The 19,745-nt window shown below is 41.2% G+C and carries 21 protein-coding genes; 8 read left to right on the forward strand and 13 right to left on the reverse strand.

All coding sequences use genetic code 11. The annotated features are described in order from the left end of the window. Window positions 1-21 precede the first annotated feature (21 nt). From ACFFGT_RS29375 to ctlX, 4 genes are all read left to right on the forward strand, one after another. Entirely contained in the window at window positions 22-795 is a 774-nt protein-coding gene (locus ACFFGT_RS29375) for a helix-turn-helix domain-containing protein (protein ID WP_377026085.1), read from the forward strand. A 67-nt stretch (window positions 796-862) separates the two neighbouring features. Beyond that, window positions 863-1,177, forward strand: a complete 315-nt coding sequence (locus tag ACFFGT_RS29380) for a hypothetical protein (RefSeq protein ID WP_377026086.1) — start codon at window positions 863-865, stop codon at window positions 1,175-1,177. 142 nt (window positions 1,178-1,319) lie between these two features. Continuing rightward, the gene (locus ACFFGT_RS29385; protein WP_377026087.1) at window positions 1,320-2,774 is read left to right on the forward strand and encodes an arginine deiminase family protein; all 1,455 of its coding nucleotides are present in this window, start codon (window positions 1,320-1,322) and stop codon (window positions 2,772-2,774) included. A gap of 112 nt (window positions 2,775-2,886) precedes the next feature. Further along, entirely contained in the window at window positions 2,887-3,804 is a 918-nt protein-coding gene (ctlX, locus tag ACFFGT_RS29390; protein WP_377026088.1) for a citrulline utilization hydrolase CtlX, read from the forward strand. Between the two features lie 323 nt (window positions 3,805-4,127). Here the strand turns inward: ctlX and ACFFGT_RS29395 are convergent, their stop codons facing one another. From ACFFGT_RS29395 to ACFFGT_RS29425, 7 genes are all read right to left on the reverse strand, one after another. Next, a complete protein-coding gene (locus ACFFGT_RS29395; protein ID WP_377026089.1) occupies window positions 4,128-4,649 on the reverse strand; it encodes a tetratricopeptide repeat protein in 522 nt (173 codons plus the stop codon). 343 nt (window positions 4,650-4,992) lie between these two features. Then, window positions 4,993-5,238, reverse strand: a complete 246-nt coding sequence (locus ACFFGT_RS29400) for a hypothetical protein (RefSeq protein WP_377026090.1) — start codon at window positions 5,236-5,238, stop codon at window positions 4,993-4,995. A gap of 34 nt (window positions 5,239-5,272) precedes the next feature. After that, window positions 5,273-6,022, reverse strand: a complete 750-nt coding sequence (locus ACFFGT_RS29405; RefSeq protein WP_377026091.1) for an ABC transporter ATP-binding protein — start codon at window positions 6,020-6,022, stop codon at window positions 5,273-5,275. Further along, window positions 6,019-6,888 (reverse strand): ABC transporter permease, encoded by an 870-nt coding sequence (locus tag ACFFGT_RS29410; protein WP_377026092.1) that lies wholly within the window; start codon window positions 6,886-6,888, stop codon window positions 6,019-6,021. The genes ACFFGT_RS29405 and ACFFGT_RS29410 overlap by 4 nt, the downstream gene beginning before the upstream one ends. Further along, a complete protein-coding gene (locus ACFFGT_RS29415) occupies window positions 6,889-7,863 on the reverse strand; it encodes an ABC transporter substrate-binding protein (RefSeq protein ID WP_377026093.1) in 975 nt (324 codons plus the stop codon). 154 nt (window positions 7,864-8,017) lie between these two features. Continuing rightward, on the reverse strand, window positions 8,018-8,662 hold the full coding sequence (locus tag ACFFGT_RS29420) for an HAD family hydrolase (protein WP_377026094.1): 645 nt from the start codon (window positions 8,660-8,662) through the stop codon (window positions 8,018-8,020). An 80-nt stretch (window positions 8,663-8,742) separates the two neighbouring features. Beyond that, window positions 8,743-9,816, reverse strand: coding sequence for an NHL repeat-containing protein (locus tag ACFFGT_RS29425; RefSeq protein ID WP_377026095.1), 1,074 nt, complete (start codon window positions 9,814-9,816; stop codon window positions 8,743-8,745). Window positions 9,817-10,216: 400 nt separating this feature from the next. On the opposite strand from ACFFGT_RS29425, the gene ACFFGT_RS29430 reads away from it, so the two are divergent. Then, window positions 10,217-10,525 (forward strand): hypothetical protein, encoded by a 309-nt coding sequence (locus tag ACFFGT_RS29430; RefSeq protein WP_377026096.1) that lies wholly within the window; start codon window positions 10,217-10,219, stop codon window positions 10,523-10,525. 79 nt (window positions 10,526-10,604) lie between these two features. Here the strand turns inward: ACFFGT_RS29430 and ACFFGT_RS29435 are convergent, their stop codons facing one another. The 5 genes from ACFFGT_RS29435 to ACFFGT_RS29455 form a co-directional block, all read right to left on the reverse strand. Further along, on the reverse strand, window positions 10,605-10,757 hold the full coding sequence (locus tag ACFFGT_RS29435; protein ID WP_377026097.1) for a hypothetical protein: 153 nt from the start codon (window positions 10,755-10,757) through the stop codon (window positions 10,605-10,607). 165 nt (window positions 10,758-10,922) lie between these two features. Then, window positions 10,923-11,330 (reverse strand): DUF983 domain-containing protein, encoded by a 408-nt coding sequence (locus ACFFGT_RS29440; protein ID WP_377026098.1) that lies wholly within the window; start codon window positions 11,328-11,330, stop codon window positions 10,923-10,925. A gap of 4 nt (window positions 11,331-11,334) precedes the next feature. Continuing rightward, entirely contained in the window at window positions 11,335-12,219 is an 885-nt protein-coding gene (locus ACFFGT_RS29445; RefSeq protein WP_377026099.1) for an AraC family transcriptional regulator, read from the reverse strand. Between the two features lie 92 nt (window positions 12,220-12,311). After that, window positions 12,312-14,069 carry an ATP-binding protein gene (locus ACFFGT_RS29450; RefSeq protein WP_377026100.1) on the reverse strand — a complete coding sequence of 586 codons (1,758 nt, stop codon included), beginning with the start codon at window positions 14,067-14,069 and terminating at the stop codon, window positions 12,312-12,314. Window positions 14,070-14,337: 268 nt separating this feature from the next. Continuing rightward, window positions 14,338-15,288, reverse strand: coding sequence for an aldo/keto reductase (locus tag ACFFGT_RS29455; protein WP_377026101.1), 951 nt, complete (start codon window positions 15,286-15,288; stop codon window positions 14,338-14,340). Between the two features lie 151 nt (window positions 15,289-15,439). Between ACFFGT_RS29455 and hscA the strand changes: the two genes are divergently transcribed. From hscA to ACFFGT_RS29470, 3 genes are read left to right on the forward strand one after another with little or no spacing between them, the layout of a single operon-like run. After that, window positions 15,440-17,296: a Fe-S protein assembly chaperone HscA gene (hscA, locus tag ACFFGT_RS29460; RefSeq protein WP_377026102.1), complete on the forward strand. Its 1,857-nt coding sequence runs from the start codon at window positions 15,440-15,442 to the stop codon at window positions 17,294-17,296. 37 nt (window positions 17,297-17,333) lie between these two features. Then, complete coding sequence (locus tag ACFFGT_RS29465; protein WP_377026103.1) at window positions 17,334-18,326, forward strand: hypothetical protein; 993 nt, start codon at window positions 17,334-17,336, stop codon at window positions 18,324-18,326. Window positions 18,327-18,383: 57 nt separating this feature from the next. Further along, entirely contained in the window at window positions 18,384-19,091 is a 708-nt protein-coding gene (locus tag ACFFGT_RS29470) for a hypothetical protein (protein ID WP_377026104.1), read from the forward strand. Window positions 19,092-19,231: 140 nt separating this feature from the next. On the opposite strand, the gene ACFFGT_RS29475 is transcribed toward ACFFGT_RS29470, so the two are convergent. Next, entirely contained in the window at window positions 19,232-19,702 is a 471-nt protein-coding gene (locus ACFFGT_RS29475) for an Lrp/AsnC family transcriptional regulator (protein WP_119409338.1), read from the reverse strand. Window positions 19,703-19,745 lie beyond the last annotated feature (43 nt).

Genomic DNA, 19,745 nt, shown 5'->3' on the forward strand with positions numbered 1-19,745 from the left:
CAAATTCTGTATCTTAGTTAAATGCACATCGAACGCTTTACACCTTGCGAAATACTAAAGCCTTTTATACGAAACTATGTTTTTGTTGAAACTACTGAAGATCTCGTCAATCGTATTTTGCCGGATACATCATTGGTGATGGCGTTCAGGTACGGTGGAAATATCAGCGATGTTAGTAAGGCACATGCCGATCAACTTCCCTCAGCTTTGATCACCGGTTTAAAAAAATCGCCAAGGTTAATTAATTACGGGCCGGGCACGGGCAATATGCTGGTACTATTTAAAGCTGCCGGAGCGGCTGCGTTTTTTAAACACCCGCTTCATGAGCTGTTTGAGGCAAGCGTTTCTCTTGATAATTTTATTGTGCCGGATGAATTAGCCCTGCTTGAGGAACAACTGGCAGAGGCCGTTAATAATCGGCAGCGGATAATCATCATTGAACAATTCCTGATTAAGCATATTGCAAATTATAAACAGGATCAACTGATCCTATCTGCCCTGCAAAAAATCCGCTTATCAAAAGGGCAGATCAAGATCAAGGAACTTGCCGATGCGCATTATATCAGCCAGGATGCATTTGAAAAACGGTTCAGGCGGGTGGTTGGCACTTCGCCGAAACAGTTTTCAACTATTATCAAGATCAAGTCGGTAGTTGATAGCAAAATCCCGGATAGTTCACTCAGTCAAATGGCTTTGGAAGCCGGATATTTTGACCAGCCGCACTTCAATAAAGAATTTAAACTGTTTACAGGATTAAGCCCTGCCGATTTTTTTAAAATTCCGCAAGCATGGTAAATCAATGATTTTTTACAAGGATCGGGGTTCAATTGTCCCGATTTTTGAATAAAAAACAAGGATAACCATGAAACAGATATTTATAGATCAATTTGTTGTTCCCCCCACAGCTCAACAGGAATTTAAAGAACGGATGAAGATCAACAGGAATTTTATTAAAAAGCTTGAAGGCTTTATTGAAGACAGGGCGTATGAACGCCATGATGAGCAAGGCAACCTCATTTGCATTACGACTGCCATTTGGCAAAACGAAGATGTTTTAAAAAAAGCTAAAGAAGCGGTTCAGCAGGAATATCAGCAGCAAGGTTTTGATATGAAGGCGATGCTGCAAAGATTAAACATCAGCATGGAAAGAAACACCTACCGGGAGATCGCTGATTAATACGTCACAGCATATAATCAATACATTTACGTTCTGATTTAAGATATAAGTAACGGGCAAATATTACCGGGTTCTAATTTTACCTGGTAAGCCCGTTTTGTAATTTAATTTCTGATAGATTTGTGTACGATTATAGTACTTTATGACATTAACCAACTCCGATTTTAAAATTGATGTAACCTCCGAAATTGGCACACTGCGCACACTGCTTATTCACAGTCCGGATAGCGGTCTGGGCAAAGTTGTGCCCTCCAAAGCACAGGACTGGCTTTTTGAAGATATAATCCACCTGGATACCGTGCGCAGGAATGAATATGATTATTATGTAAAACTGTTGCTCTATTTTCTTGATCCGGATAAAATAAAAGGCAAGCTTCATCAAATTGATGAAGAAAGTACGCGCCGTTCGTTTTTTAAACCTGATAATGCGGGCTTCCATTCTTCAGAAAAAGTAATCGAGATCCAAACACTGCTGGCCGATATTTTACAACAGCCGGACATTCGTAAAAAACTGGTAGCCTCTGTGTGCGCTGTTGAAAGCTGCAATTACCGTTTGCAGCAGCAGCTTACGGATACCAACCCTGTTGAGCTGGCCAAGATCTTTATTTCGGGTTCGTTAACAACCGAAGAAATGATCTTTGCGCCTATCCCTAATCTTATTTTTTCGAGGGATTTGGGTATAGCGGTAAATAACCACATGTTGCTCAACAAACCCGCAAAAAAGGCCCGTTTCCGCGAAACCTTATTGATGCGGTACATATTTTTCAACCACCCGTTGTTTGAAGCCTATCGTGATAACATTCTGGAGATCCCTGAAACTGCCCAGCATTTTTTACGCCCCGGCGAAGAGTCAGAAGGCCGTACTACTTTAGAGGGTGGCGATGTGATGATGGTAAGTCCCGATCATTTAGTGATCGGCTGTAGCGAGCGTACCTCTGTTAGCGGGGCCAATGAAGCTATAAGGCTGCTATTTGATAATAACGTGGTAAAAAAGGTAACCATTGTAAAAATCCCGAATAAGCGCGATTACATGCATATCGATACCGTTTTTACGCAGGTAAGGCGCGATACCTGGGTACTGCTCCGCTCATTGGCCGTTGCCGAAGCCCCTATTGAGGAACGGGAACCGATATCATGGTTTGCTGATAAAAAACAGAAAGAGCGGACAGAAATTGTTCAGTTTGAAAAAGATAAAAAACCAAGGCTGTTTGGTTGCATTGAAGACCTGCTGGCCGATATCAGCGAAAACGATCTCAAAAGCAGCGTAAAAACAAAATTCATTTACTCGGGCAATAACACCTTCCCCTTTGATGCCCGCGAACAGTGGACAGACTCATGCAATCTGCTCGCACTAAAAGAAGGTGTAGTTGTTGGGTATGACCGTAATGATAAAACAGTAGAAGCCTTTAAAGAAGGCGGCTTTAACGTAATCAGGGTAGCCGAACTGCTTCAGAAATTTGAGAATAACGAACTCGATCCGCAAAACTTAACCGATACCTTAATATTAATGCCATCAGCCGAACTTTCCCGTGCCCGCGGTGGTTTCCATTGTATGAGCATGCCGATATTAAGGGATAATGTACTGAACCTGGATTAAACGGATTTTCAGGATTTCGGGATTTGATAAGCAAAGTTACAATGCAAAATAAAAAATCCGGCAATCTAAAAAATCCACCCAAATCCTGGTTCCGACAAAATGACAAACTAAAATGAGCCAATCAACATCGCATATATTAATGATCCGCCCGGTTAATTTCGGGTTTAATGAAGAAACTGCTGCAAGCAATGCTTTCCAGAACCCAGATGCAGAAAAAAATGGTGTACAGCAAAAAGCGTTGAGCGAATTTAATGGAATGGTTAACGTTTTGCGCCATAATGGTGTAGACGTTACCGTTGTTGACGACACACCACAGCCCTATACACCTGATTCGATATTTCCTAACAACTGGGTATCGTTTCATAGTGATGGCGGCGTTTTCCTGTACCCTATGCAGGCCGAAAACCGCCGGCTTGAACGCAGGGAGGATATTATAACCGATCTGGAGGATAAATTTAAAGTTGCACATGTAATTGATCTGAGCCGCTTTGAACATGAGCGCCAGTTTTTGGAAGGTACCGGCAGTATGGTACTTGACAGGGACAATAAAATAGCATATGCCTGCCTGTCGCCCCGTACAGATAAAGATGTGCTTAACTATTTTTGTGAGCAATCTGGTTTTCAGCCTATCAGTTTTGAAGCTGTTGATGAAAAAGGCAAAGCCATTTACCATACCAATGTACTGATGTGTATTGGCAGCCGGTTTGCCGTGATCTGTTTGGACAGTATCCCCAACCCACACGAAAGAATAAAGGTTACCGAATCATTAAAATCATCGCACAAAGAAATTATTGAGATCACTTTTGAGCAGATGAACCAGTTTGCCGGCAATATGCTTGAAGTGAAAAATAAGGCAGGTGATACATTGATCGTAATGTCGCAAAATGCCTATAATGCTTTAAGTGAAGTGCAGCGTTCTGCTTTGCAAAAGTATGGCGAGTTGATTTACACCGATATCAATACCATTGAAACTAATGGAGGCGGCAGCGCAAGATGTATGATGGCAGAGGTGCATTTGCCAAGTGTTTAAATTATCGGTTAATAGCGTAAAGTGCCATCAAATATCTCAGGAGGAAAACAATTATAACTATAGCTGCAAGTAATAAGGCTTGCTTTACTAAGTATTTAGGCATGGCTGATAGCGATCTGTTTCATTAAGGTGGAAGTTTAGTTATGCAACATAATTTACAATCAATACACATTTTTCACAAAAATTGTATTGCATCTGTATAACAGCACCTTATATTAAACACGTACATTTATGCATACGTTATTAATTAGGATTTTTTATTACAAATAAGCCCCAAAGTTTGGGGCTTATTTGTTTAAAGTACCTGGCAAAAACTATACAGGCTATTCGGTAATGAAATAAGTATAAGCCTGTTTTTGCTTCATTTTTGAGCGTACACGTTTAAAGCTATCTTCAATGTCTTTACGCTCATCTTTTTCAGTTACCTCCATAAAAGCTTCCTGGTAGTAGCCTAATGCTTTATTCCAGTCCTTTTGTTTTTCGTAAAACAAGCCCATTAACTCAAAAGTGCGGGATTTATCAACGCCCGGTATAGTTAACGCCTGGGCAGAAATAGCTGCAACCAATTTTTCCATGCCAAGGAACACCACCAAATCGAGATAATGTGTGTAATTATCTGGGAACGATGGTTCCAGCTCCATACAGGTTTTAAAATGATAGCCTGCGGTTTGGTAATCCTGGATCTTGTAATAGTAGATCATCCCTAACTGGTAATGCGCCCTCGCAAAAAAAGGTTCATCCGCAACAATCTGGTTTAATATATTAAGGCCTTTAGGTGTTTCCCCGAACGATAGTTCATCAACAGCCTGGAGGTACTTTTCTTCTATTGAATAATAATTGTCCATATAAAATTTCAAATTCAGTTAAGCTTACGTTTAAGTAATACTTAAGTTATACTAATGTGGTAAATGTAGGATCGGTTTGGGTACTTCGAAACCGCTATACCGGAGTAGAGAAGAGAATTATCGATGCAAAACTCTTCTGCTGCGACACCATGGGCCACATTATTGTTGAGCAGAATGATTTATTAAACAGCATCCGTTTGTACTTTATGAGTGCAAACCTACAATTATTGAATGAGAAAAGCAAGAGAAGAAAAGTTCATGCACAAGGCCAATACATTGTGCATGAGGTTTATTGCCTTTACATGACCTGAAAAGACAATATATAAAAACAACAACTTGTTAATTAAGCTGCTATTGCGTTTTGTTTAACTGCCTCAATCAGGAAGTTATTTTTTAATTCTTTTTCAGAGATCATTACACTGAAATCATCAAACTTAACACCATGTTCAAGCGGGTAAAGTATATAGCCGCGTTTCAGGGCATCGTATGCGCCAAGTTCAAATACTTCGTCGTGCTTTTTGCCCTTTATTTTTGCGCCGCTCACTAACTGGTAAGCGTCGGATATGGTTTCAAAATTATTGTTTTTCATAGTACAGAGTTATATACAATTACTCTGCCAGTTTTTAAGCAAACCAATCAAACAGGTCATTTTGTTTCAAAGAAGCTTTCTCCCTGCCTGATAAATCATTAATAATCAAGCCCTCACCCATTTGTATTATTCGTGTACCATAATTAAAAGCATCCTTTAAATTATGCGTAATGAATACCGCTGTCAGGTTAAATTCACGGATCAGTGTATCAGCCGTCCGCATCACTACATCGGCCGAACGTGGGTCGAGCGCTGCGGTGGGTTCATCCAGCAGTAAAACTTTACAACTATCCATAACACTCATCAGCAATGTAAGCGCCTGCCGCTGCCCGCCTGATAAAGTACCCATCGGTTGCTCTATCTTATCCTGCAAACCCATGCCAAGACTGGCCACTTTTTCCTGAACCTGCTTTTTAAATGCATCATTTACCCCAACGGACAAACCCTTAGTTTTTGTGCGGAGCGACGCCAGCCGAAAATTATCTAAAATACTAAGATCGGGAGCCGTACCGCTCAGCGGATTTTGGAACACCCTTGCAATCCATTGGCTGCGTTTATAATCAGGCAGTTTGGTAACATCAGTACCATCGATATTGATAACCCCATTATCAGGCAATACGCTGCCTGCAATTAAATTAAGCAGGGTGGTTTTGCCCGAGCCATTTGAACCCACAACAACCAAAAACTCGCCGTCCTTAATCTCCAGTGTAATGCCATTAACCGCGTTTACCTGGTTAGCTTTACCTTTATTGAATGTTTTATGTACGTCGGTTATCGTTATCATGATGATTTTAATAAGGATAAACGCGGCAAACTCACAATTACCAGCACAAAACCGGCAGTAACTATTTTCAGCAATTTAGGGTCGACACCTACCGACAAAGTAAACGCCAGTACCAATTGAAATATCACCGCCCCTGTTAATACCAATACAAGACTTAACCATACCGAAGTTAGCTTGAACCAGTTGATCAATGTTTCGGCTATGATTACCGACCCTAACCCTACTATAACAATCCCAATGCCCATGCTTATATCTGCAAAACCCTGAAACTGTGCCACAAGATAACCGCTCAAAGCGGTAAGCGCATTAGCTAAAGCCAATCCTGTGATTTTCATTCTGTCGGTATTTACGCCTAACGATCGGATCATGGATTCGCTGTTACCTGTGGCACGCATGGCAATGCCAAAATCAGTTTTGAGCAGATAACCAATCAGGGAGGTGATCACGACAACAAAAATGGCAAGGATCCAGAATGTATTTTGATTAGGGTCGCCCACTAAATTTACAATGGTAAACAGCGATGGCAAATTGATGAGCGGCAAATTAGACCTACCTAAAATAGTAAGGTTAACTGAGTAAAGCGCCGTCATGACCAGGATCCCGGCCAGCAGTGCATTGATCTTTAATTTGGTATGAATAATGCCGGTAAGCGCCCCTGCAGCCGCTCCTGCCAACATCACTGCAGGTAATATAACATACGCAGGCTGATGGTTGGTAAGCAATACCGCCGTAACCACACCGCCCAGTGTATAACTGCCATCGGTTGTGATATCAGGGATATTAAAGATTTTCATGGATATATAAATCCCCAGCGCTATGGCCGAAAAGCACAGGCCCTGCAGTAAAGCGGTAAGGTAAAAATCCATTTATTTTACAGGCTCAAAATTTGGCGGAATAGTAATGTTATATTTTTTAGCAGCAGCCGGATTGTATACCCTCTTCCTGACCTTCACCATTTCGGGCCGCAGGCCATCAGTTTTATGGGTTTTAAGGAATTGGGCAGCCTGCTCGCCGGCCTGGTATCCCCACTGGTAAATATCGGCGCCAAAAGCAGCTACAGCCCCACGCTGCACCAAGCCTGCTTCACTGGTGAAAATGGGGATATTTTTTTGATTGCAGTTTTTCAGGATGGTTTCAAAAGATGCAAAAACGGTATTATCCGGGTTTGCAAAAAAGGCATCGATGTTTTTACTTAACAGCGACTGTGTAACCAGCTGCGCATCGGCCGAAGTATTTAACGGAAGTGCTACAATATCAACATTTAAGCCTGCAGCTAATGATTTAATCCGGGCCAGTGCATCGGCCGATTGCGGTTCGGATTGATTATAGATCATACCGATAACCAGCTTTGCACCTTTAGGCTTAAGCAGCTTTGGAATAATGCTGAATGAAGTATCGATATAATTCAACTCTTCTACCACACCAAAAAGGTTAGCCGGGGCTTTCCCACTGGCATCAACCACCTTCATGCGTTCGGCAGTTGGAGATACCATGGCAAAAACCGGGATATGTTTAGTTTTCTGAAGCGCTGTAACCGTCGATAGTGTTGTACACGTTGCCAGCAGGTTAACACTATCAGTAACAAAGTGATTAACTATCTGTGTAAGTGTTGGAATGTCGCCCTGTGCATTACTGTATTCAATTTGCACGGTCTTTTTTTCTTCGCTGAAACCATTCTTAGCTAAAGCATCAGTAAAACCTTTCCGCGCCTGGGATATGGTGGCATCTTCAAAAGCATCAACAAAACCAACTACAGGCACCTGCATTGATTTAGTTTTAGGTTTACATGATACAAAAAAAACAAACAATACGGCTACGGGCAGATATTTGATGAACTTCATTTTACTAAATTAAATTTTTAGCTGTAAAGCTGAAAGTACAATGGCAAAAGCTTAAAATTGTTTTACAATAGGATTATAACATTACAGTAAGCTGCATCACGTTTCGGGATAGGGTTTAAATGCTATCCTGAACAAAATCCTATACAAAAGTAGCTTAAAGCAGTTCCTTAAGTTCGGCAAAATTACTGATAGTTGCTACCATTCCATCAGGCACAACACCAAAACCGTAGTTGGCAAAAATGAAAGGCACACCGGCTTGTTTTGAGGCATTATAATCGCCCATGGTATCCCCTACATAAACCGGGGCTTTCAATTGATGATCGATAACCACATCTTTGATATTATCAGCCTTAGGGTTTCCTTTTGTGCCAAAACATTGGTGCCCAAGGAAGTGGCCGTGCAATTGGTTCAAATCCAAAAACAGTTCGATATAACCGTTCTGGCAATTGCTTACTATGTAAAGCTTATAATTTGCAGCGAGAGATTTAAGCGTTTCTTCCAGTTGCGGATAAAGCTCCCCTCCTTTGGTATGTAATATTTCCAGCTCACTGATACCGCAAAGGGTTTGCACCTCTTTACGTTGTTCATCATTAAGATTGGGGAATAATTTATCAAAAATGGCATCATAGGTCATGCCTGTTATAGAACGCACACGTTCCTGCGTCATTTCTTCCTGAATATAATCAACCTTGCTTATAGCTGCCTGCCAAGCCAGGGCAACATTAGCGGTACTATCCCAGAGTGTACCGTCAAGATCAAAAATTATGCTATCGTATTTGTTTTTAAGCGAATCATTCATATCGCCGGCAAAAGTAAGATTTTTTACTCCTGCCGGCGATCAGATTGATGTTAATTTATAAAGGAACCAGGATCTGGTATCTATTGAGCCGTAATTACCCTGATCATGTTATTGAATGTATCGGCAACGTAAACTTTACCTATCCCTACAGATAATCCATAAGGAATTGAGAAACTTGCGGTGGAGCCGGTGCCGTTGGCCAATCCTGAAAAACCTGTACCTGCAATTGTTGTAACCTGCCCAAAAGTATCAACAGCCCTTATAAAGTGTGCCGAATCTCCTACATAAATATTGCCCTGGTTATCGGCGGTTAAGCTTATTGGCGTTGTAAAAGTAGCAGAATTACCGGCGCCATCTGTAGAACCTTTAGTTCCATTACCGGCCAATGTGGAAACAACGCCATCAGAAGTAATTTTCCTGATCATATTATTGCCTGCATCCGTTACATAAAGATTACCCGACAAATCAATCAGGATGCTTATAATCTGGGCAAAACTTGCTGCAGTCCCTGTTCCGTTTGCTGAACCGGCTGTTCCTGAACCTGCAAAAGTAGTTACAACACCTGCAGGTGTTATTTTACGAATCTTAGTAACGTCGGTAACAAACAGGTTTCCGCTTCCGTCTACCGCCACTCCGGTTGGCCCGTTAAAGCCTGCAGCTGTACCGGTACCGTCGGCCCCGCTTGGTCCGCCGCCTGCCAATGTAGTAACAGCACCTGCAGAAGTTATCTTCCTGATCATTCTGCCTGTACCTTCGGCTACATACAGGTTTCCATTTCCATCAAGTGTTATACCTTGCGGACCGTTAAAAGTAGCAGCTGTACCAATGCCATCAGTATCTCCCAGCTCCCCGCTCCCTGCAAAAGTAGTCACCTTACCGTCCGATGTTATTTTACGGATCAGGTTATTGCCGGCGTCAGCTACATAAATATTACCCGCGGCGTCTGTAATCATACCGCTTGGCCGGTTAAAAGAAGCCGCAGTTCCCGTGCCATCAGCTTTGCCCGGGTTTATATTACCGGCAAATGTTGTTACTACAACATTCAGCGTTTGAGGGGTATTATCGGTATTCTTTTTTGAACACCCGGAAACAACAAGCAATGCCAATAAGCATGGTACAATAGCCTTAAAAACGGTTAATTCATTTTTTTTCATAATGTAGTTTTAGATCGATGATCTTTTAATTGGTTTTATGGATGTATGCAGGCATGCTAATTTAATTAAAATTGGGAAAAGCCAACCTAATTAAACGCTAAATAGTATAGCTGAATGCTTTATAATTCAATTCATTTAATACTATATGCCCAGGAAGATTACGAAGACAGACCGGCATTTGTAACAAAAAAAGTTTAATTTTTTTTTATCGATCTTATAACGTTATATCAAATTTTCTTTCTACATTTAACTATTCACCCACATCTATTAAAAAATGCGTAAAACTACGTACGCAAAACGGTGAAATCCCTGATTATTTTTTATAAAGCGTTGGTTACTTTTGAAGTATAATTTGTTTCTGAACGCTCAGAAACACTTTTAAAAAACTTATACCTTGCTTATGAAATTATTTTACCATTTTCTTGTTCTGGTTGCGGCATCCCTTATTTTAATAGCATGCGCCAATATGTTTGCCTCAACACCCGAAAAAAAACTTGACAAACCTGCAGAACGCAGCGGTATTAATTTAGATAAGGATTCATTGTTTAATTCGGGGGTAAATACCCGGTTGATATTTCCGGATTTTCATTACTATAATGTTTTAAGCAAATATACCAACGGCGGCAATCAGGCCGGGCACAAAATTCACCCTGTCAATAATTTGCTTGCCGCTGCAAACTATTTTAGCCTAAACCAAATCGAAAAATAATTTAGTTTAATAGTTAGTTAATTAGTTAGGAACAGTTGTAAACAGTCGTTACAGAAATGTACCGACTGTTTTTTTATGATCAGAATTTTGGAAATGAACCCAGGCCAAAAAATATAGCGAACAAAGGGATCGCTAATAAAAAATATGCTTTGGCCAATTGCCTGTCATCGGCATTACCAGCTACAAATACATTATATAGATCGGCTTTCAGTGATTTAAATTTTGCTTTCATGACAATAGATTTTTAATAATTATAAACAGCTTAATTTCAAATACTTAGTTAACTTATATAAATCAAGCTTGTTATTATTATGACTGCAGTCGCTGATTTTGGTTTAAATGAAAATGCCCTTAATTTTTCAATCAAGGGCATCTCTATGTATTTCAGTCAATTAAATTATTCTGCCTTGTCTTCACTCATCTCCGGATGGTAGTGCAAACCTGGTGTAAGCCAGTGTAAAAGCATCACCCTCGAATACCTGTAATTAAATGGTGCTAATACTACAGCCACCCCTAAAATAATGGATACATACAACCATGGATTACTGCTGCCTGTTAAAACACTAATTGCCACTGCCAGTGTAACCATCTCGGCAACATTAAGTGCATAACTGGCAAACATGGCTACATAAAAATAACCTGGCTCCCGCTCGTACACCAGGCCACAATGTGAACATGTTTTATGCATCTCCTGCCCTTTAAATTCATACATACCGGTAATGAACAGATCGCCACGCCTGCAACGCGGACATTTGGCGTTTGCAAAGGCAGGCCATGCAGATAATTTATATTTAGGGGTTTCCATAATACTATGATTTATTGTTTAAGATTTTCTTTCTGAACTCTTCGGGGGTTATGCCCTCTATTTTTTTAAAGAATTTGGTAAAATATGAGTTGTCGCTAAAATTAAGGTTGAAAGCAATTTCGCTTATGTTAAGCCTGGGGTTGGTTAATAGCCTCTTTGCTTCAAGGAGCGTACGGTTACGGATCACTTCTCCTGCCGACAGGCCGAGCACATCCTTACATACTGCATTTAAATGATTAGGGGTGATATAAAGCAGTTCGGCATAATCCTTAGGTAGCTTTACATCAATATAATGCTGTTCAATCAGTTTTTGAAAATTACGGATGAGGGTTTGATTATAGCCCTGCTTTCCAAAGTTATCGCCCTTGCCCTGGCAGCGGTTTATGAGGATGAAAATTTGCAGCATAAGCACCCTTACCATATCGCTGCCTAAAGTAGCAGGCCTTTCAACCTCGGCTATTATCCTTTCAAAAAGGGATACGATCATCGGTAACTGCTCGGCAGGTAAATCAATTACCTCATCCTTTGGGTTACCGTTTAAAAAGTTAAAGTTGTCAAAATATCCCGACCGTAGTAAAAACGACTGGATAAACGAGCTTGAAAAGTTAATGATATAGCCATCCGTAAAGCCTTCAAAACCCCATGAATGTACCTGTCCCGGAACCATAAAATAAATTTGGCCCGGTTTTACATCGAAGCTTTCAAAATCAATGGTATGTGAGCCTTCGCCATCGGTAAACATTACCAGGTGATAAAAAGAATGACGGTGAGGGAAGAAAAGGTTTTTGTGGGCATCCAGATAAGGGGCAAACCTGCTGATCAGGATTTCATCCTGCTTTATATCATCAGCAAGTGTGCAAATATCAATTGTTGGAATGCTTTGTAACATGATACAAAACTACACACAATAGCTCTGCCACTAATGGTACTATTTTTATTTTGTATGGTACTAATCAACGATTAGTACCCTTTACTGACAAATCATGTCCATTTTTGGATGATATCTTCCAGGCGCTCAAAAGTGAAGGGCTTGCTCACAAAATCTTTCATGCCTGCCTGGGCGCATTCGCGTTCATTTTCGCTAAGTACATTGGCTGTCATGGCAATAATAGGCGGGGCGCCCTTTCCATGCTTCTTTAAAATATGCCGGGTAGCCTGCAAGCCATCCATTTCGGGCATTTGAATATCCATGAATATCAAATCGTAATTACATTGCTCAACCATATTCACAGCAGCCAGCCCGTTTTCGGCAATATCTATAGTGTAGCCAACCTTTTTAAATATCTTACTGGCTATCAGTTGGTTCATCTTATTATCCTCGGCCAATAAAATTCGTAAGGGCCGGTATTGAAATGCTTCTTTTTCGCCTGATTGCATCTCCAGTGTGGCGGAACTATAAGTAACATGTAAGGGTAAAGTAAAACTAAATAAGGAGCCTTCAGCTTCCTTACTCTCCACCCAAATCCTGCCCTGCATCATTTCAACAAGTTTTTTGCAAATGGACAAGCCCAGGCCAGTGCCGCCGTATTTGCGCAAAGCAGTGGTATTTACCTGTGTAAACGGTTTAAATAATTGCGCTAATGCCTCTTCACTTATCCCAATCCCATCATCTTTCACACTGAAAGTTATTTCCTGGATATTATTCCTGATCTCAGATGCGGTAACCCTTAACCTTACCTTGCCCTCATCTGTAAATTTAATGGCATTACCTATTAAGTTAACAAGGATCTGCTGAAGCCTGCCTTCATCTGCTATTACATAGTTTGTTACATTGTCATCAACCTGGCAAGTTAGCTTTAAGGGTTTGTGCAACGTAGTTATGGCTGGTTCGGTAATTTCAATAACTGTTTTTATGCAGTTGCGCAAATGCGTTGAAACCGGGCGCAGTATCAGCTTATCGGCCTCGATTTTTGAGATGTCAAGGATATCACTAATGATATTGATCAGCAAGTTACTGCTGGATTGTAATGTTTGAAGCAGCTCCTGCTGTTCGGGCAATAAACTGGTACGGGAAAGCAGTTGTGCTGTGCCAATGATACCGTTAAGCGGCGTACGGATTTCATGGCTCATATTGGCCAGGAAGTTCGACTTTGCAAATGTAGCTGCCTCGGCCTGGTCACGCGAGGCCGAAAGCTCAATTTGCGAGGCCTGTAACTCTTCGCTTTTACGTATCAGGTCGCGCTTATCGGTTTCATGACTTTTTTTGATAAAACCTACCAACAAGCCAACAATTAAAACGTTTGTTACTGCCGATGTGATCAGGTCAGATTCTTTTGATGCTGCACTATCATAAGGTTGTACCAAATCAGGAAAGCGCTTTTCAACATAGTAACATCCTAAAAATATGGCTATTAAAGCACCGATAAAAATATAATGGTACCGCCTTTTTACCAGCAGGGTTATGAGCACAATAAAGAAAATTCCCGAAAGCGTTGTAGAGCCCCCGATACCGCCATTGTAAAACCAGCCGGGAACCATTGCAGCCAGGCCAAAGCAAATATAAATTACGGCAACATTCTCCTTATACTTAACAAAGCGGCTCCTGTAAAAAGCCCAGCCCGACATCAGGATCACAAAAAGCTGCACAAGCTCCAGTTTGTAGCTTAAACCTAAAAACAAATTACAGATCAGCGAAAAAACGCTGCTTACGCAAATAAACAACGAGAGCGCATTAAATAACTTGTTCTCCAGCGACAAGTCTGGCTTGCCGTAGCCAATAATCTGCTTCAGCTTTTCCATTTAAAATAAAAAATTAATTAGGGAAAACCCTTTATACTCTAAAACAAAGGGTTCTGTTCAGTAAATAAAGTATTTTTCGGGAAATGTTTAAAACATTTGTGTTTAAAAAAGCAAATAACAGGGCATTGTTGTTTAATAATTAATTAAAAAAACCAATGTAATTATTAAGCAATGCAAAACCGGCATTTTGCCGGTTAACCAGTTGGGTAAAAACAAACAGCGCATCCTCCATTTGAAAAATGCGCTGTTAAAACTACATAATGAACATTTAATAAGCGCTCGCGGTATTCAATACTTCAATGGTTTCATCGCTCAGCTTCAAATTGGCCGCTGTGACAAACTCTTTAAGCTGATCAAGATTGGTGGCGCTAACAATTGGGGCAGTTACACTTGGCCGTGCAATTAACCAGGCCAAAGCAATTGCCGACTGGCTTACGTTGTACTGAGCGGCAGCGTCATCAAGCGCTTTCAATATTTTAAAACCACGGTCATTAAGATACTTTTTAACCGAACGGGCCCGGCTATGCCCCTGCAGGTCGCTTTCCGAACGGTATTTCCCGGTTAAAAAACCGCTGGCTAAAGAAAAATAGTTAATTACACCAATATTTTTCTCCTTAAGAAAAGGTTCATAGGTGGTTTCATACTTTTCCCTGTCAAAAAGGTTGTACTCCGGCTGCAGGGTTTGGTATGCGATGAGTCCTTTTTCAACGCTCACTTTTAAAGACTCATGTAGTCGCTCAACCGACATGTTGGATGTACCTATAGCACGGACTTTACCTTCCTGCACTAATTGATCATAAGCGCGCAGCGTTTCTTCAACCGGCGTTGAAGGATCATCGTAATGGGTCTGATACAGGTCGATATAATCTGTCTGCAGCCTTTTCAACGAATCTTCGGCAGCTCTGATAATGTAATCCTTTTTTAAACCTTTTCTTTCCGAATCCAATTCCGAACCCACTTTTGTAGCAATAATGACCTGATCGCGCTTACCGCTTTGCTTTAACCATTTGCCTATCTCCGTTTCCGATTCTCCCCCTTTATTGCCTTCAACCCAGCGGGTGTACACATCGGCGGTATCAATTGTGTTAAAACCGGCATCTAAAAACGCGTCCAGTAAAACGGCGGCATCATTGCCTTTAACAGTCCAACCGAAAACGTTACCGCCAAAAACCAGTGGCGCTGTATATAGTTCGGATCTGCCTAATTCACGCTTTTCCATATGTTATTATTTTTTATAAAAAGATGAATTAAGCCGCATTTGTTTGTCAGCTAAATGAAATAACCTGTTGCTTATTTGTAACAAAACTGAATTAAAAACGACAATGCATCGCTTAAAACTAAGTACATTTGCCCTTTGTTAAATTAATATAATGGCTAAAGTTTCTATCAACCTGGCAACAGGCTCATTACAAAAAGAAGAGATCATTGTAGGTATCGATCTTGGTACCACCAACTCGCTGGTAGCATTCATCAACCCTAATAAAAACCCGCAGGTAATTAATGATGCCGGCAAAGGCGTACTGGTGCCCTCTGTAGTGCATTTTGGCGCCACCGGGGATGTTTTGGTTGGTAATGAGGCAAAAGAGTTTCTGATAACCGATCCGCAAAACACCATATTTTCGGTTAAGCGTTTACTGGGTCGCAGTTACCATGATATTGAAAACTACAAAGACTTTTTTAGCTATAAAGTAATTGATGACGATACCGAGAGCCTGGTAAAGATCAAGGTAGGCGATAAATTCTACACCCCTATTGAACTATCCGCCCAGATCCTGAAAGAGCTTAAGGCCCGAGCCGAGCATGCCCTTAAAACCCCGGTTAACCGTGCGGTGATCACCGTGCCTGCGTATTTTAATGATTCGCAGCGCCAGGCTACCCGCGATGCCGGTAAACTTGCGGGGCTTGATGTTTTACGGATTGTTAACGAGCCTACAGCTGCAAGTTTAGCCTACGGCATAGGCTTAAACCCCGAAGAAACAAAAACCATTGCCGTTTATGACCTTGGCGGCGGTACGTTTGATGTATCCATACTGCAGATCCAAAATGGTATTTTTGAAGTACTTTCAACCAATGGCGATACATTTTTAGGCGGCGATGACTTTGACCGCATTATTGTTGATTATTGGATTGAAAAGAACCAGCTTAACAGGACAGAAGTTTTGGCCAATAATGAATTAGCTCAGCAACTGCGCCTGAAAGCCGAAGAAGCTAAAAAAGCCTTTGCTCACCAAAGCATGGTTAACGATAAAATAGGCGACATCTGGTGTACGCTTGACCGCACTACTTTTGAAGAACTGATATTACCCAAAGTGCAGCAAACCATCACCAGCTGTCAAAACGCACTTAAAGACGCTAAACTAACCATCAACCAGATTGACGAGGTGGTTATGGTTGGCGGCTCAACCCGTACAGCTTTGGTAAAACGTATGGTTGCCGAATTTTTCGGTCGCCCGGTACATGATGATGTAAACCCTGATGAAGTAGTTGCTTTGGGCGCTGCTATACAGGCTGATATTTTGGCCGGTAACCGTAAGGATATTTTATTGCTTGATGTTACGCCCCTATCCTTAGGTATTGAAACCATGGGCGGCCTGATGGATGTGATCATTCCCCGTAACTCTAAGGTACCAACCAAAGGCGGCAGGCAGTACACCACATCAATAGATGGACAGGTGAACATGAAAATTGCCGTTTACCAGGGCGAGCGCGACCTGATCAAAGAGAACCGTAAACTCGCCGAATTTGATTTAAAAGGCATCCCTTCCATGCCGGCTGGTTTCCCTAAGGTTGATATTAACTTTTTACTGAATGCCGACGGTATCCTTACCATACAGGCAATAGAGCTTCGTTCAGGCGTAAAACAGGAAGTTGAAGTAAAACCAACCTATGGCATTACCGACGAGCAGGTAGAGCAAATGTTGATGGACAGTATTACCCACGCCAAGGATGATGTAAGCCAGCGGATGCTTATTGAGGCACGTACCGAAGGTGAACAAATGGTTTATACTGTTGAACGCTTCCTGCAAAAAAATGCCGACTATGTTTCTATCACTGAAATAGCAGATACTACAAAACTTGTACAGAAATTAAAAGACGCGCTAACCAGCGGTGATAAAGACCTGATATTGAAAAGCATTGACGAGCTTAACGAGTTTACCCGTCCTTTTGCAGAACGCCTCATGGATCAGGCTATAAGTACAGCTATGCGGGGCAAAAGCATTGAATAGGCACAGATATTGCTCATCAAGTCAAAAATCTTAAAATTTGAAAAAGACAATATCTGCTTTCGTCCTATTTATTTTTATTGCTGTAACTAATACGGCCTGTGCTGCAACCCGCAAACACTTTCGCGATACTACTGCAAAAACATCAATGCTGGATACTTTAAAGTACGACTCACTGATGAAGAAAATTGCCAATGGCGACAAAAGCGGACGCTGGCCGGTGAAGACTAAAGAGTATCCCCTGCCCGGTGCTATTTTACCATTTAACCGCATTGTAGCTTTCTACGGCAATCTTTACTCAAAAAACATGGGCATACTCGGGCAATATCCCCGTAAAACCATGCTCAATAAATTAAAGGAAGAAGTTAAAAACTGGGAAAAGGCCGATACAGCCACCAGTGTAGTCCCGGCGTTGCATTATATCTGTGTAACCGCCCAGGCCGATGCCGGGCGCAACGGCCTTCATAATCTGCGGATGCCCTTTAAACAGATAGACACAGTGTTAAGCTGGGCCAAAAGTATTAATGCCATTGTATTTTTAGATATACAGGTTGGCTTCAGTACGGTACAAACCGAGTTGCCTTTATTGGAGAAGTACATGAAAATGCCTAACGTTCATTTAGGTATCGACCCGGAATTTTCCATGAAGGAAGGCAGCGTACCCGGCAAGCGCATTGGTACTTTTGATGCTGATGATATTAATTATGTAACCGGTTACCTGGCCAAACTGGTAAAAAAGAATGACCTGCCGCCAAAAATATTTGTGGTTCACCGCTTTACCAAACGTATGGTGACCAATTATAAGGATATTAAACTAAGGCCTGAAGTACAGGTAGTGATGGACATGGATGGCTGGGGCGGCCCTGAATTAAAAAAAGGCACTTATAAATATTTCATTTCCGAAGAGCCTGTTCAATTTACCGGGTTTAAACTTTTTTATAAAAACGACATCAAAAACGAACCTCACAGGATGCTTACACCAAAAGAAGTTTTGAGTTTGAAGCCTGCTCCTGTTTATATCCAGTATCAGTAATAGTTAACATTTTGGTTAAACTGGTTTCATATATTTAGCCCATCTAAACTTTATATTATGAAACCTGTAATTAAGTACGCTCCAATTTTTCTTCTTTTTATCCTGGCAAATTGTGCATTTGCCCAAAGCGGATTGCCTGCTGTTAATAGCACGGTTAACAGGCAGAACATGGATTTGCAAATGGGGCAGCAAACGCCCCTTGCCATGTGGACATTTTGGAGCAATAACAATAAAAGCACCAGCAATCCTGAATATACATTTTTAGTAACGATGCTCAACGGAACTAAAAAAGAAGTTAATTCCAGGATTTATGTAGATGCCTATGCCCATAAAAGCTACCTGCTGTTCATTGATCATTCATTGGCAAAAACAGACACGAACAGGGAGCAGGTAATCTATCCCGAACAAACCGTTGAAATAGCACGCAACCTTACGCCTTCACCAAGTGAAAAGCACGCTGTTATTACCTCATCCCCCTATTATTATACAGGTGTTGCTAAAGACAGCTGCTGGATGTTTAAAGTTATAAGCGGTTCCATCAACGTATACTCGCTTTTAAGTGAACAGGAGGGGAAAATGTTTAATCCCAAATCCATAGTTGGCATTCAGCTTAACAACGGGCCGATTGTTCAATACAACGAGGAAAATCTGAGGGCAATGATTGGTGACGACCTCGACGCCATTGAAAGCATTCAATGGAAAAATTATCTGAAAGCGATAAAGATTTATAACAGGAATACTGAAAAAACTACAAAGAAGGAATAAGGATTTAAGAATCCGGCATACGAGCGGAAGACTATTTACAAGATAACCATAATAAAGAAAATCCCCGTTTCCCGGGGATTTTCTTCTTCCTGATTCTTGTATCTTGATGTCCTGACTCTTACTGTCCTGACTCTTGCCCTCTAATATTCCAGGGGCACTATCGGCTCCTTTTTACTGGTGGACATGATCATCATAGTTTGGAATGTTTTTACCACGGTAATGCGGCTGATCTTTTCCATGATGAGCTGCTCATATGATTTAATGTCGCGTACGTATACTTTCAGCAAAAAATCGCACTGACCGGTTACGTGATGGCATTCGGTAACTTCTTTAATAGTTTTGATCTCATCCAAAAAAGTTTGAATGGTGTTCTTTTGATGAAAATCAAGCGAGATTTGGATAAAGGTTTTGATCCCTAATCCTAACTTTTCTTCATCTACCAGCGCGTGGTAGCTTTTAATGTATTCAGCGTTCTCAAGTTTACGCACTCGCTCAAGAGTAGGTGCTGGCGAAAGCCCTATCTCGTTAGACAACTGGAGGTTGGTTATCCTTCCGTTTTCCTGTAAAATCTTGAGTATTTGTAGGTCTATTTTATCTAATTCGGCGGCCATAGTTGTATGCAAATATAGTATTTTCCTTGCTTCGCAAAATTTA

Source organism: Mucilaginibacter angelicae (genome assembly GCF_042434235.1).
Lineage (GTDB): Bacteria > Bacteroidota > Bacteroidia > Sphingobacteriales > Sphingobacteriaceae > Mucilaginibacter > Mucilaginibacter angelicae.

Bases quoted from the DNA above. Each gene is read 5' to 3' on its own strand.
- ACFFGT_RS29420 (WP_377026094.1), bottom strand. From the start codon at position 8,662: ATGAATGATTCGCTTAAAAACAAATACGATAGCATAATTTTTGATCTT.
- ACFFGT_RS29450 (WP_377026100.1), bottom strand. From the start codon at position 14,069: ATGGAAAAGCTGAAGCAGATTATTGGCTACGGCAAGCCAGACTTGTCG.
- ACFFGT_RS29455 (WP_377026101.1), bottom strand. From the start codon at position 15,288: ATGGAAAAGCGTGAATTAGGCAGATCCGAACTATATACAGCGCCACTG.
- ACFFGT_RS29400 (WP_377026090.1), bottom strand. From the start codon at position 5,238: ATGAAAAACAATAATTTTGAAACCATATCCGACGCTTACCAGTTAGTG.
- ACFFGT_RS29410 (WP_377026092.1), bottom strand. From the start codon at position 6,888: ATGGATTTTTACCTTACCGCTTTACTGCAGGGCCTGTGCTTTTCGGCC.
- ACFFGT_RS29475 (WP_119409338.1), bottom strand. From the start codon at position 19,702: ATGGCCGCCGAATTAGATAAAATAGACCTACAAATACTCAAGATTTTA.
- hscA (WP_377026102.1), top strand. From the start codon at position 15,440: ATGGCTAAAGTTTCTATCAACCTGGCAACAGGCTCATTACAAAAAGAA.
- ACFFGT_RS29395 (WP_377026089.1), bottom strand. From the start codon at position 4,649: ATGGACAATTATTATTCAATAGAAGAAAAGTACCTCCAGGCTGTTGAT.
- ACFFGT_RS29405 (WP_377026091.1), bottom strand. From the start codon at position 6,022: ATGATAACGATAACCGACGTACATAAAACATTCAATAAAGGTAAAGCT.
- ctlX (WP_377026088.1), top strand. From the start codon at position 2,887: ATGAGCCAATCAACATCGCATATATTAATGATCCGCCCGGTTAATTTC.
- ACFFGT_RS29375 (WP_377026085.1), top strand. From the start codon at position 22: ATGCACATCGAACGCTTTACACCTTGCGAAATACTAAAGCCTTTTATA.
- ACFFGT_RS29430 (WP_377026096.1), top strand. From the start codon at position 10,217: ATGAAATTATTTTACCATTTTCTTGTTCTGGTTGCGGCATCCCTTATT.
- ACFFGT_RS29435 (WP_377026097.1), bottom strand. From the start codon at position 10,757: ATGAAAGCAAAATTTAAATCACTGAAAGCCGATCTATATAATGTATTT.
- ACFFGT_RS29380 (WP_377026086.1), top strand. From the start codon at position 863: ATGAAACAGATATTTATAGATCAATTTGTTGTTCCCCCCACAGCTCAA.
- ACFFGT_RS29425 (WP_377026095.1), bottom strand. From the start codon at position 9,816: ATGAAAAAAAATGAATTAACCGTTTTTAAGGCTATTGTACCATGCTTA.
- ACFFGT_RS29385 (WP_377026087.1), top strand. From the start codon at position 1,320: ATGACATTAACCAACTCCGATTTTAAAATTGATGTAACCTCCGAAATT.
- ACFFGT_RS29445 (WP_377026099.1), bottom strand. From the start codon at position 12,219: ATGTTACAAAGCATTCCAACAATTGATATTTGCACACTTGCTGATGAT.
- ACFFGT_RS29415 (WP_377026093.1), bottom strand. From the start codon at position 7,863: ATGAAGTTCATCAAATATCTGCCCGTAGCCGTATTGTTTGTTTTTTTT.
- ACFFGT_RS29440 (WP_377026098.1), bottom strand. From the start codon at position 11,330: ATGGAAACCCCTAAATATAAATTATCTGCATGGCCTGCCTTTGCAAAC.
- ACFFGT_RS29470 (WP_377026104.1), top strand. From the start codon at position 18,384: ATGAAACCTGTAATTAAGTACGCTCCAATTTTTCTTCTTTTTATCCTG.